Here is a 12,457-nt window from a genome sequence, read left to right as displayed (position 1 = left end):
CCTAGTCTGCACGCAGGTCGGGCCAGCGTCGGCACGACCTGCGTGCAGTCGTAGAGGGAGCGGACGATGAGGTTCCGGACAACGAGGTTCGGCAGGTGAGTGCCGCCGTCAGCGCCACGCGGCGCCAGCAGACCATCAGCGCGTGGATCTTCCTCGCCGTACCGGTGGTGCTGTTCGCGATCTTCCTGCTGCTGCCGGTGATCATGGCGATCGGCCTGAGCCTGACCGACTATGCGGTCATCGGCGACTTCGAGTGGGTGGGCCTGGCGAACTACGTGCGCATCGCCGGGGACCCGATCTTCTGGGTGGCCGTGCGCAACACCGCGCTGTACACCGTCCTGTACGTGCCCGCCGGGCTCGTCGTGGCGCTCGGCACCGCGCTGCTGCTCAACCGGAGCACCCGCGTGTCCCGCGTGTTCCGCACCCTGTTCTACATCCCGGTCGTGTCCTCGACCGTGGCCACCGCCGCCATCTGGTTCTGGCTCCTGAACCCGCAGTACGGCCTGCTCAACGTGGTGCTCGGCTGGTTCGGCATCGACGGGCCGGCCTGGCTGTACGAGTCGCGCTGGGCGATGATCGCCATCGTCATGATGAGCGTCTGGGCCGGCTTCGGCGCCAACATGATCATCTACCTCGGCGCGCTCCAGGGCGTCCCCGGCGAGCTCGTCGACGCCGCCCGCGTCGACGGCGCCGGAGCCTTCCGCGTGTTCTGGCACGTGACCCTCCCGGCCATCTCCCGGGCCATGTTCCTCATCCTCACCCTGCTCCTGATCGCCGCCTTCCAGGTGTTCGACCAGGCCTACGTGCTCACCAAGGGCGGACCGGGGAACTCCACGCTGACGCTCGTCTACTACATCTACGACCGCGGCTTCGGGCGCCTGGAGATGGGCTACGCGTCCGCGCTCTCGTTCGTGCTGTTCCTCGTCATCCTCGTGTTCTCCGTGGCCAATGCCCGCGCGACCGGACGGGAGAACGACCGATGAGCGCCCTGACGAGCCCCGTCCCGACCAGCCCCGCACGCACCGGGCGCGCTTCCGTGTCCGCCGCGGCGCCGACGCCGGACCAGCGCCCGCCGACCGGCCGCGCGATCCTCGGCAAGTCCGTGTGGGCGCTCGCCGTCGTGCTGATCAGCCTCACCACCGTGATGCCGCTGGTCTGGACCCTGTCGACGTCCCTCAAGCCAGAGGGCGAGATCCTCTCCTCCTACCTCCAGCTCCTGCCGGCCAGCCCCACCCTCGAGAACTACGTGGCCCTGTTCACGGACGGACCCTTCGGGCGCTACCTGACCAACTCGGCGATCATCGCGCTCGGCGGGGTGGCCACCAACCTGTTCTTCGGCGGCCTGGCCGGGTACGCCCTGGCCAAGCTGAGCTTCCGCGGCCGCGGCGTCGTCTTCTCGCTGTTCCTCGGCTCGATGATGGTGCCGGGCATCATCACCATGGTCCCCACCTTCCTCGTGCTGCGCCGGTTCCCGCTGGTCGGCGGGAACGACCTGTTCGGCGAGGGCGGTGCGGGCTTCATCAACAGCTACGGCGCGGTGCTCATCCCGTTCGCCGCCGGGCCGTTCGCCGTGTTCTTCATGCGCCAGTTCTTCCAGGCCCTGCCCGACGAGCTCGGCGACGCCGCGCGCATCGACGGCGCGAGCGAGTTCCGCATCTTCTGGAACATCTACCTGCCGCTGGCCCGGGCAGGCCTCGCCGTGCTGGGCGTGCTCACGTTCCAGGCCGGCTGGAACAGCTTCCTGTGGCCACTGATCGCTCTCAACGACCCGGAGACGCTCACGGTCCAGGTGGGCCTGGCTAGCTACGTCAACGAGTACCAGACGGAGTACGGGCCGCTCCTGGCCGGCACGATCCTGGCGAGCCTGCCGGTCCTGGTCGTCTTCATCGTCGCCCAGCGCTACATCGTCGAGAGCTTTGCCCACTCGGGAACGAAATGAACAGCGCACCTTGCACAACAGACGAACCCTGCAAGACGAACCCTGCAAAGGAGCAGTGTCATGAAGCGTGCGACACGGATCGCCGGGGCACTCGCCGCGGTGGCAGTCATCACGGGCGCGGCCGGCACCCTGAGCGCCTGCGGGAGCGGGTCCGACGGCGGCGCGGGCAGCGGCCCCGAACAGGTCACCTTCTGGGGTTCCTGGTCCGGGGACCAGGCCAAACAGCTCCAGAGGCAGGCTGACGCCTTCAACGAGTCGCAGGACGAGTACGAGGTCGAGTACGTGGGCCAGGAGCTCGTCGAGGAGAAGCTGCTGACGGCGCTGGCGTCCGGCAGCGTGCCCGACGTCGTCCTGTGGGACCGGTTCGCCACCCCGCTGTACGTCCCGAAGAACGCGCTGGCACCGCTCGACGAGTACATCGAGGCCGACGGCGTCGACGTCGCGCAGTTCTACGACCAGGCGATGGGCGAGCTCGTCGTGGGCGGCGAGACCTACGGGCTCCCGCTGCTCGTCGACAACCGGTCGCTCTTCTACAACGCCGACCTGCTGAAGGAGGCCGACGTCGAGCCGCCTACCGACTGGGCCGGGCTCAAGGCGGCCGCCGAGGCCGCCACCGAGCGGGACGGCGGGAAGCTGAGCGTCGCCGGCTTCGCGCTGGACGACCCGGGCCTGTTCAACATCTGGCTGAAGCAGGCGGGCGGGCAGATGTTCAGCGACGACGGAACCGCCACGGCGTTCAACAGCCCCGAGGGGCTCGAGGTGCTCGAGTTCTGGAAGGGCCTGCTGGACGCCGGCGTGTACGAGCCCGGCTTCGGCGAGGGCGTCGACTCGTTCGCGGAGGGCAAGCTGGCGCTGAAGTACGACGGGCCGTGGGCGCTGACCGCGCTGGACGAGGCCGACGTGGACTACGGCATCGTGCAGCCGCCGGTCGGCCCGGACGGCGACCAGGGCGCGGGGATGGGCGGCTTCGGCCTGGTCATCCCGCAGGGCGCCCAGAATCCCGACGGCGCATGGGAGTTCATGAAGTGGTGGACCACCGAGCCGGCCAACGGCGTCGACTTCGCGAAGATCTCCGGCTGGATCCCGGCGAACATGGAGGCCGCCAACGACCCGTACTTCACCAAGGACGACCGGTACCAGGCCTTCATCGAGACCATGGAGTACGCACAGGTGCGGTCGAACACCCCGGGTGCCTCCGACGTCGAGGGCAAGGCGCTCATCCCCGCCCTGGAGCGGTTCCTCGGCGGCGAGATCGACGCGCGGACGGCGCTGGCGGAGGCCCAGGAGCTGGGCGACCGGATCCTCGCCGACAACGCGCAGTGAGGACGCCCGACGGAGCGATGAACGACCCGAACCCCGACGATCCGAACCCCTGGCCCGCCCGCGCCGACCTGGCCCAGACCAGCCTGGACCACTTCTTCGGCGCGGCCGAGCCGCAGCTGCTCGCCAACGCGTACCCGGCCGGGGACAACTCGACGTTCAACTACTGGTGGCTGGCCCACGTCGTGGACGTGCGGCTCGACGCGTTCGCACGCACCGGGGACCAGGAGTGGCTGACGGCGGCGGAGGCGACGAGCGCCAACCTGCGCCGCCGGAACGACGGGTCGCTGTTCAACGACTACTTCGACGACATGCTCTGGTACGCGCTCGCCCTGGAACGGCTGGCACGTGCCACAGGGCGACAGGAGCCGCTGGACGACGCCCGCGCCGTCTGGGACCACGTCGTCGAGCACGGCTGGAACGAGACCCACGGTGCGAGCGTGGCGTGGCGCAAGCAGCAGCCGTACTACAAGAACACGCCGGCCAACGGCCCGTTCGCCATCCTGTCCGCCAGGCTGCACCGGCACGAGCCGGACCCGAAGTATCTGGAGTACGGCACCGCGGCCTTCGACTGGATCACCGCCACGCTGGTGGGCCCCGACGGGTTCGTCGAGGACGGGATCAACCGCGAGGGCGACGGCCGTGTCGACACCCAGTGGCGCTTCACCTATAACCAGGGGCTCTACGTCGGGGCGGCCGTCGCGCTGGAGGAGGTCCTGCACGAGCCGGAGCTGATCGGCCGGGCGCTGCGCACGGCCACGACGGCGCTGGTCGAGCTCGCGCCCGACGGCGTCGTCGGCAGCGAGGGCGGCGGGGGAGACGAGGGCCTGTTCAAGGGCGTGCTCTACCGGTACCTGGGCACGCTCCTGGACCCGGTCGGCCCGACGTCGCCCGACGCGGCGCCGCTGCTGGCCTTCGTCCGCACGAGCACGGACCGCCTGTGGGAGACGAGCCGGCGCGGCGGGCACCTGCTGGCGGGCGACGACTGGCGCCGCCCCGCCCAGCCGCCCGTGTTCTACTCGACCCAGCTCAGCGCCATCATGGCGCTGGAGCTACGCGCCTCGATCGAGGTGCGGCCGTGACCCGCGTGTCACGGTGGGCGGTTCTCGCGGTTGGCCGCTGTAGATTCATGGGTCACGACCAACCGGTGAAGGGGCATCAGTGAGCCAGCCGCTCTACCTCGAGGTGTACGAGAAGCTCCGCGACGCGATCCACGCCGGCACGTACCAAGTCGGCGACCGGATGCCCGCCGAGGCCGAGCTGACCAAGCAGCTGGGGGTCAGTGCCATCACGCTCAAGCGCGCGATGGACCTGCTGCGCGCCGACGGCTACATCACGCGCCGGCCCCGGCTGGGCACCGTCGTGGTGAGCGAGACCGCCACCAACGCCGCCGGCGCCGCGGGCGGGCCGTCCCCGCTGATCGGGTGCGTCCTGACGGACTTCGACGACACGTTCGGCACGCGCGTCCTGGCCGGCCTGCTCGACGCGTCGAGCACAGCCGCGAACCTCGTGGTCAAGCGCAGCCTCGGCAACGGCGAGGCCGAGGGCGACCTGGTGCGGGCGCTCGTGGCGTACGGCGTCCAGGGGGTCATCCTCGAACCGAGCTCGTCGCAGTACGTGCCGCCGGCCGTCCTGGAGCTGATCACCCAGTCGTTCCCAGTCGCCATCCTGGACCGCGTGTTCGACGGCGTCCCGGTGTCGTCGGTCTGCTCCGACAACGTCTCGGCGGGCCGGCAGGCCGCCGGGGTGCTCTTCGCCGCGGGCTACGAGCACGTGGGACTCGTGTCGGCGGCGAGCACGGTGTCGACGGTCCAGGACCGGCTCGACGGCGTCATCGACGCGCACGCCACCCGGCGCGTCCCGTTCGACCCGGCACACCAGTTCCGGCAGGTCCGCTCGACGGTCCCCGGGAGCGCCGTCGCACCCGACGACGACATCGCCGAGCTCGAGAAGTTCCTCGCCACCAACCCCGGCCTGAATGGCCTGGTGGCCACCGAGTACAACATCGCCGTCCTGCTGCGCGAGGCGGCGCAGCGGGCCGGACGGGCGGTGCCGGACGACCTCGGCATCGTCTGCTTCGACCACCCGGACGCGTTCTACGACCACGCCCGCTACCGGTTCACCCACATCCGGCAGGACGAGGCGCGGATGGGCCACGAGGCGGTGGCCCTCGTCCTCGCCCAGATCCGCGAACCCGGGCAGGTCACCAAGGTCACGCTGCCGACCGAGCTGGTGGCGGGCAGCTCGACCCGCTGAGCTGCTCAGAAGGGCGGCTGGTCAGGACGGGCGGGCGTGCTCGGGTCGTCAGAGGTCTCGGGTACGGCTCCGGGTTCGGTGGTCTGGCAGCTGCGGGGTAAGTGTTGGCCGGTGAGCGCTCGGAGGGTGAGGTCATAGCTGGTGTCGGGGTCGATCTGATCGAGCTCGACGCCCGTGTCCAGCACCGTGGGCGGTCGGGTGTGGGTGTGCCCGGTGGGCGTGGTCCAGGTCGTGACCCCGGTCTGGGGGTCGCGGACCACGCCCCAGCCGGCGTGGGTTTTGAGCAAGTGATGCCGGCGACACAGGGTTTGAAGGTTCTGCGCGCGGGTCTGCCCGAGAGCGTTCCCCATGTCCGTGTCGTGCTCGTGGTCGAACGGCTCGATATGGTCCAGGTCGCAGTGGGCGCCGGGGTAATCGCAGGTCAGGAACATGCAGGTGTCGTCCCGGGCTTCTACGGCCGCACGGAGGACCTTGCCGGGCTTGTAGGTGGTGGTGGAGTAGTCGGTCAGGATCCCCGTGATCGGGTCGGTGAGCAGTCGTTGCCACGTCGCGTCCTCGGCGATGATCCGTGCGGTCTCGGCGGGGATGGGGCCGAACCCCGCCAGGTCGCCCGGCGCGTCGTTCAGCCCGAGGAGGGCGCCGGCCGGGATCGTCACCCGCACGACCGGTCGGGTCGGCGCGACCCGCACGACCTGCACGACCTCGTGCACCACCTCTTGCACGACCCGCTGGAAGGGTGCCCTGCCGCCACACGTGCACACCGTGCTGCCTGCGCCGTGGGGTTCTGCGCCGTCAGGCACCCCGTCGTCAGGCACCCCGTCTTCAGACGATGTGCCGCTGGCACCTGCGCCACTACCGACGGCACGCGGACCAGTCTCCGTGTGGTTGTCGGGCTCTGCGTTGGCGTCGGTCTCTGGGTTGGCGTCGGTCTCGGTGTCGGTGAATCGGTCGGCGGGCAGGAGGCGGCCGGTCACGATGCCGGTCAGGCAGTCGGCGCGGAGCTGTCCCAGGGACCGGTCGTCGCCGGTGGCGTGTCGCAGCTGGTGCGCCATGTCGTCCACCACGCCCCAGACCGCCGCCGCGTCGGTCGCAGGCAGGTAGGCGGAGAGCCAGCCCATGTCGTTCTCCGCCCGGTCCAGGTGCACGCTGCGCCGCTGAGCCTCGGCCCGGGCCGCGTCCGCAGCACCGTGGCGGGCCTTGGCGAACGCGAGCATCCGGGCCCGCAGCCACTTCCACGTCCGCCGTGGCGCCTCGGGCAGGAACCGGCGGATCGCCTCGGCCCGCTCGGCAATGGTCAACTGGGACGCGGAACGCAGCAGCGTGTGCGCCTTGCGTACGTCGATTCGCCCGGTCTCCAGCGCGTCGATCACGCTCGGGTGCCGGTTCCCGGACTCGGCGCGGACGACGACCTCCGTACCCTCGGGCTCGGTGACCACGAGCTCGCCGGTCACCTGTCCCACCAGCGAGCTGTGTGCCAACGGGCTGCTCTCCCGAGCCGCGCGTTCGGCCACGACCCGCGCCCGCACTCCCGCAGACCACGACTGCAGGCGCCCGGACGCGGTGACCAGATCGCCCAGGACATCGTCGGGGAGATCGGCCAGCAGACCGGTCTCCGGGTCGGCCACCTCGGCCACCACTCGGGCCAGCTGTACGCCCGGCACACCCCTGAGCGCCGTCCGCAGGGTCTCGGTCGGCCAGAACGCGACCGGCACGACATCTGGCGGCCAGTCCGGCGGCCAGTCCTGACCTGCCCCCGCTTCGGCCTCCGAGCCAGGCAGCACGTCGTCGAACGGCGGCATGTCGTCCAAAGGCCGCACCTCGTCCAAGGGCCGCTCCTCGCCGAAGGGCGCCCCGTCGTCGAACGACGCGCCGTCGGGCACGGCGTCGCTGCCGTCAGCCCCGAGGGCGCCATCCAGCAACCTGCCGTTCGGGAGCGTACCGCCCCCACCGTCGTCGCACTGTCCTTCACCCATGCCGGCACACCCCCTTCCAGGTCGAAACATAAGCCTATGCACACGGTCCCATAACTGCGGACGCCTGTTCGATCATACGATCAGCCACTGACACTCCACCGTCCTCGTGGCGCCCACGTAGGAACCTACCCAGGCACCTGCGCAGGTACCTGTCGGCGCTCCTCTTCGTGCGTCAGTCAGCTCTTCGGCCGCCCTTCGCGCGATCGGGTGTATGGGTGCATTCCGACCTTTCCTAATGTACGTTTTGGGGTGAATCCGGGATGCAACGTCGCGCCCGGGGGAGGAGCCAACTGATGCCGCGTCGGATCCGACCTGTCCTGATCAGCCTTGCCCTGGTCGCCGGCCTCCAGCCGGCCGCTGTCGCACATGCGGACCCGCCGCCGGAGAGCTCGCTGGTCTCGGGCTTGACGGGCATGTACTCGACCGATGACGGTCTGTCCGACCAGGGCTCGACCGACGTGGCGCGCGCCCGGGTCGCCACCGAGGTGCTGCTGGAGTCCTACGACGAGCAGAAGGCATGGTTCCCGTCGAGCTGGTGGAACTCCGCCGTCGCGCTGCAGACCATCGGCGACTACATGGAGCGCACCGGCGACCGGAGCTACGTCGACGAGCTGGACCACAGCTTCGAGACGAACAAGGGCCCGTTCCCTGCCGGCGAGCGGTCCACCGACGAGATCTACGGCAACTTCACCAGCCGCGCCATCGACGACGCCGGCTGGTGGGCCCTGAGCTGGGTCACCGCCTACGACCTCACCGGCGACCACAAGTACCTCGACATGGCGGGCACCATCGCCGAGTTCATGCACGGGTTCTGGGACCCGAGCACCTGCGGCGGCGGCATCTGGTGGAACGAGGAGCGGACGTACAAGAACGCCGTCACCAACGGCCAGTGGATCCGCCTGACCGCCGAGCTGCACAACCGCATCCCCGGTGACACCGCCTGGCTGGACCGGTCCCAGGAGGCCTGGGACTGGTACGCGGCCAGCGGCCTGATCAACGCCGAGGGGCTGGTCAACGACGGGCTGACCGGCAGCTGCGCCAACAACGGCGACACCGTCTGGAGCTACAACCAGGGCCTCGGGATCGGCGCTGCGCTGGAGCTGTACCGCGCCACTGGCGACCCGGAGCTGCTCGGTGCCGCGGAGCGGCTCGCCGACGCGGCGCTCGAGTCCGACGCGCTGGTCACGGACGGCGTCCTGACCGAGTCCTGCGACCCGCTGGACCGGAGCTGCGACGACAACCAGAAGCAGTTCAAGGGTATCTTCGTGCGGTACCTGATGGACCTGGCCGACACCACCGGCGAGGCGCGCTACCAGGAGTTCGTGGACCGGCAGGCCGAGACCATCTGGGCGAACGACCGCGACTCCTCCGAGCGGCTGGGCCAGCGCTGGGCGGGCGGCTGGACGACGGAGCACCCCAACGTCTTCGACTGGCGCACCCAGGCCAGCGCGCTCAGCGCGCTGATCGCCGCCGTGCCGGAGGACGGGCCGCAGCGGTCGCTGTCCGCGACGATGTCTCCGGCGCAGCTCGTGGTGATGCCGAATCCCGGAGCCGCCTCGCAGGTCCGGACCACGGTCCGGGTCGCGGCGACGCCGGACAACCGGCCGGTGCGGGTGGACGTGCGCGTCAGCGGCCCGGACGGCTGGACCGTGGACCCGGCCAGGAGCACGGTCGATCTGGCGCCGACGGGCGCCGGCGCGCCGGCACGGGTGAGCGTCCCGCTGGGCGTCACGGTGCCCGCGGACGCCGAGGACGGCAGCTACCCGCTGACCGTGCGCGTGAGCGCCAAGCCGGGGCTCAGCTACACCACCGGGGTCACCGTCCAGGTGGCGAGCGTCGTCGACTTCGATGCCGGGACGACGCAGGAGGTCGCGTGGCTCTGGGACGCCGGCGGCTCCGGGCTGAGCCAGTCCGGGAGCCGGTTCGCCGACGGCACCAGCCACTTCATCTACAAGTTCCCGTTCCCGGCGGAGGCCACCTCGGCCGAGGCGACTCTGACGATCGACAACCAGTACGTGGTCGACGTCGGGCCCGACGGCGAGAGCTGGACCACGGTCCTGGCCGAGGACCAGCCGATCAGGGACGGGTCGAACAAGGCCGACCACACCCTCGACCTGACGCCCCACCTCGGGCCGGACAAGGCGGTCTACATCCGGGTGACCGACGCGTTCCCCAAGGACGGCTGGGGCGGCGGGGTCTATCACGTGTCGGCCCGGTACGGGACGTCCTGACGCCGTCCGGACGGGGTCCGGGCGGCCTGCTGCCGGGAGGGCAGGATGGGGGCATGAGCGAACCCGATGTCACCACGATCATTGCCGAGGTCGAGGCCCAGGAGGCGGAGCTGGTCCTGGCCACGTTCACGCACGAGGAGGCCTGGCACCTGGGCGCCCGGATCGTCGAGCTGGCGACGGAGCGGGACCTGCCCGTGGCCGTCGACATCCGCAAGGGGACCCAGCAGGTCTTCCACGCGGCCCGGCCCGGCACGACGCCGGACAACGACTCCTGGATCAAGCGCAAGGTGCGCGTGGTGTACCGGTTCGGGGCGTCGTCCTACCTGGTGGGGCTGCGGGCCCGCGCGAAGGGGACCGACTTCAACGCCGACCACGGCCTGCTGTTCCAGGAGTACTCCGCGCACGGCGGCGCTTTCCCTGTGCGCGTCGACGGCGTGGGGATCGTCGGCGTCGTCACCGTGTCCGGCCTGGCGCAGCAGGACGACCACGCCCTCGTGGTGGAGGCGCTGCGGGGGCTGGCCGGGTCCCAGACCGGGGCGTAGCCCGCGCTTGGGGCGTGTCTGGCGCATCACCCACGCAGATGGGGACCTCTATCCATAGTGCGGGCCCGTGCGGGCTCGGTATTCTCGCTGCGCAGTAGCGGTGTCTGGTCGTGTCCGACGGCGAAGGGGAGGGCGGTTCGATGGCTGATCTGCGGATGGATCTGGATGCGGTGCGTGAGCTGGGGTCGAGTTTGACGACGGTGGCGAACGAGTTCGAGAACGCGAATGCGAACAGTGATCGGATCGCGGATGCGGTGGGTCATGAGGGGTTGTCGGGTGTGGTGCGTGATTTTGCGCATAAGTGGGATGACACGCGGGCGAAGATGACGGAGAACTTGCGGAAGCTGGCGGATGCGTCGACGCAGGTGGCGCAGGCGTTCACGGATATCGACAAGCAGCTGGGTCAGTCGCTTGAGGGTGAGAGTGCGGCTCCGTCGTCGACGGGTCCGCAGTGAGGCCGTCTGATTGGTCGCCGGTGGGGTTGGATGCTGATCCGACGCCGGGGGATCCGGACGACGTCCGCAGGTTCGGTCATGGCCGCGAACCTACCCGTTGTCTCTGACAGAGACGGGGCGTCACCGGCAAGCTGGACCCCGGGTCACGACGTCGTCCACCGCTGGTTGTCCCCGGCGTGGCAGTCGTACACGATCACGGGCGTCGCGTTCTCGATGGCGGCGCCCGAGACGTCCAGGCACAGACCCGTCGCGACGTTGCGCACCGTGCCGTCGGCCTGCGGGCCCCACTGCTGGTTCGCGCCGCCGTGGCACGTCCGGATGGTGACCGGGGTCCCGGGCGCCCCGCCGCTCGCGTCGTCCAGGCACATCGACCCCAGGGTGCGCAGCTCCCCGGAGGTGGACGCCGTCCACTGCTGGCCCGCCGCCCCGGTGCAGTCGTAGATCTGCAGGGCGGACCCGTCGACGGCGGCGCCACCCGGCACGTCGAGACACCGGCCGGAGGCGGCGCCCTGCAGCGTGATGACGGTCGGCGTCGGCTCCGCGGGAGGCGCGCTCGGGGTGGGGGACGGGTCGGGGCTGGCCGAGGCGTCCGACGGGCTCGGTCCGGGCGCGCTCCCGGACGTCGTGGCATGAGCCGCACCCTGCGGGTCGGACACGTCGCGCGTCAGTACCCACATGGTGCCGACCACGGCCGCGATGGCCAGCAGGACGGCGAGCACCCACGCGAGCAACCCCACCGGCACGCGCCGGCGCGGTGTGACCTGGTCGTACACCCTGACGTTTCCCTTCGTGCCCGACGGCGTCCCCGTCCGCCGCCGTGCGCGCGGACGAGCGCACCCTACTGGGTCGCGGAGGTGCGTCGCGGAGCTGCCTGCACGAGCTGCGCTGCCGACACCGCCCTGTCCAGCCGTTCTGGCGGCACTGTCTTGCTGGCCGCTGTAGATTCGACGACCGGAAGCACTGAGGTACACGTTGTCTGAGGTGAGTGACCGTGCGCTCATTCGTGGTGACCGGCGGCAGCCAGGGGGTCGGCCGCGCCGTGGTGCAGCGGCTCGCTGCGGACGGTCACGTCGTCGTCCTCGACCTCGCCGACAGACTCACCTGGGACGACCCGGACGTCACGCTCGTCACCGGCGACGCCGGGGATCCGGAGACCGCGCGCCGCGCCGCGGAGGTGGCGGAGGCCAGGGCGCCCCTGACCGGCTGGGTCAACAACGCCGCGGTCTTCCGGGACGCCCTCGTCACCGCGCCGCCGTCCGACGTGCTCGCGGCCGTCACGGTGAACCTGTCGCTCGCGATCACCGGCTGCCACACCGCCGTCGGGCACTACCTGCGGCACGGGCGCGCGGGGGCGATCGTCAACGTCTCGTCCCACCAGGCGCAGCGCCCGGTCCGCGGCGCCCTGCCGTACGCCACCGCCAAGGGCGCGGTCGAGGCGCTGACCCGCGCCGTCGCCGTCGACCACGGGCCCGACGCGATCCGCACCAACGCCGTCGCTCTGGGATCCATCGAGACCACGCGCTACGCGGAGTACCGGCGCGAGCACCCCGGCGTCGACCGCCAGATGGCCGCCCTGCACCCGCTCGGCCGCGTCGGCACTGGCCGCGAGGTCGCCGACGTCGTGGCCTTCCTGCTCTCCGACCAGGCGGCGTTCGTCAACGGCGCGGTCCTGCCGGTAGACGGCGGGCGCGCCGCGCAGGGCGCCGACCCCGAGGCCACCTGAGACGGGCGCCAGCGCGGT

11 protein-coding genes are annotated in these 12,457 nt (G+C 70.8%); 9 read left to right on the top strand and 2 right to left on the bottom strand.

Going from position 1 to position 12,457, the window contains the following annotated elements:
• Positions 1 to 95 precede the first annotated feature (95 nt).
• From ACFT2C_RS12815 to ACFT2C_RS12795, 5 genes are all read left to right on the top strand, one after another.
• Positions 96 to 983 carry a carbohydrate ABC transporter permease gene (locus ACFT2C_RS12815; protein ID WP_377207442.1) on the top strand — a complete coding sequence of 296 codons (888 nt, stop codon included), beginning with the start codon at positions 96 to 98 and terminating at the stop codon, positions 981 to 983.
• Positions 980 to 1,939, top strand: a complete 960-nt coding sequence (locus ACFT2C_RS12810; RefSeq protein WP_377207441.1) for a carbohydrate ABC transporter permease — start codon at positions 980 to 982, stop codon at positions 1,937 to 1,939. Before ACFT2C_RS12815 ends, ACFT2C_RS12810 begins: the two co-directional genes overlap by 4 nt.
• A 60-nt stretch (positions 1,940 to 1,999) precedes the next feature.
• Complete coding sequence (locus tag ACFT2C_RS12805; RefSeq protein WP_377207440.1) at positions 2,000 to 3,262, top strand: ABC transporter substrate-binding protein; 1,263 nt, start codon at positions 2,000 to 2,002, stop codon at positions 3,260 to 3,262.
• A gap of 17 nt (positions 3,263 to 3,279) precedes the next feature.
• Positions 3,280 to 4,341 (top strand): glycoside hydrolase family 76 protein, encoded by a 1,062-nt coding sequence (locus ACFT2C_RS12800; RefSeq protein ID WP_377207439.1) that lies wholly within the window; start codon positions 3,280 to 3,282, stop codon positions 4,339 to 4,341.
• A 79-nt stretch (positions 4,342 to 4,420) separates the two neighbouring features.
• Positions 4,421 to 5,515, top strand: a complete 1,095-nt coding sequence (locus ACFT2C_RS12795) for a GntR family transcriptional regulator (RefSeq protein ID WP_377207438.1) — start codon at positions 4,421 to 4,423, stop codon at positions 5,513 to 5,515.
• A 5-nt stretch (positions 5,516 to 5,520) separates the two neighbouring features.
• On the opposite strand, the gene ACFT2C_RS12790 is transcribed toward ACFT2C_RS12795, so the two are convergent.
• Positions 5,521 to 7,488: an HNH endonuclease gene (locus ACFT2C_RS12790; RefSeq protein ID WP_377207437.1), complete on the bottom strand. Its 1,968-nt coding sequence runs from the start codon at positions 7,486 to 7,488 to the stop codon at positions 5,521 to 5,523.
• A 293-nt stretch (positions 7,489 to 7,781) separates the two neighbouring features.
• On the opposite strand from ACFT2C_RS12790, the gene ACFT2C_RS12785 reads away from it, so the two are divergent.
• From ACFT2C_RS12785 to ACFT2C_RS12775, 3 genes are all read left to right on the top strand, one after another.
• Positions 7,782 to 9,719: a glycoside hydrolase family 76 protein gene (locus ACFT2C_RS12785; RefSeq protein ID WP_377207436.1), complete on the top strand. Its 1,938-nt coding sequence runs from the start codon at positions 7,782 to 7,784 to the stop codon at positions 9,717 to 9,719.
• Positions 9,720 to 9,772: 53 nt separating this feature from the next.
• Positions 9,773 to 10,261, top strand: a complete 489-nt coding sequence (locus tag ACFT2C_RS12780; protein WP_377207435.1) for a heme-degrading domain-containing protein — start codon at positions 9,773 to 9,775, stop codon at positions 10,259 to 10,261.
• A 110-nt stretch (positions 10,262 to 10,371) separates the two neighbouring features.
• Positions 10,372 to 10,716: a hypothetical protein gene (locus tag ACFT2C_RS12775; RefSeq protein WP_377207434.1), complete on the top strand. Its 345-nt coding sequence runs from the start codon at positions 10,372 to 10,374 to the stop codon at positions 10,714 to 10,716.
• A gap of 143 nt (positions 10,717 to 10,859) precedes the next feature.
• On the opposite strand, the gene ACFT2C_RS12770 is transcribed toward ACFT2C_RS12775, so the two are convergent.
• Positions 10,860 to 11,489 (bottom strand): ricin-type beta-trefoil lectin domain protein, encoded by a 630-nt coding sequence (locus ACFT2C_RS12770; RefSeq protein WP_377207433.1) that lies wholly within the window; start codon positions 11,487 to 11,489, stop codon positions 10,860 to 10,862.
• Between the two features lie 218 nt (positions 11,490 to 11,707).
• Between ACFT2C_RS12770 and ACFT2C_RS12765 the strand changes: the two genes are divergently transcribed.
• A complete protein-coding gene (locus ACFT2C_RS12765) occupies positions 11,708 to 12,439 on the top strand; it encodes an SDR family NAD(P)-dependent oxidoreductase (RefSeq protein WP_377207432.1) in 732 nt (243 codons plus the stop codon).
• Positions 12,440 to 12,457: the final 18 nt, after the last annotated feature.

This window comes from Promicromonospora sp. NPDC057138 (genome assembly GCF_042670845.1).
In the GTDB taxonomy this organism is placed as follows: domain Bacteria; phylum Actinomycetota; class Actinomycetes; order Actinomycetales; family Cellulomonadaceae; genus Promicromonospora.
The sequence above is the reverse complement of the archived record's forward strand: the minus strand, read 5'-3'. Positions and strand labels throughout refer to the sequence as shown.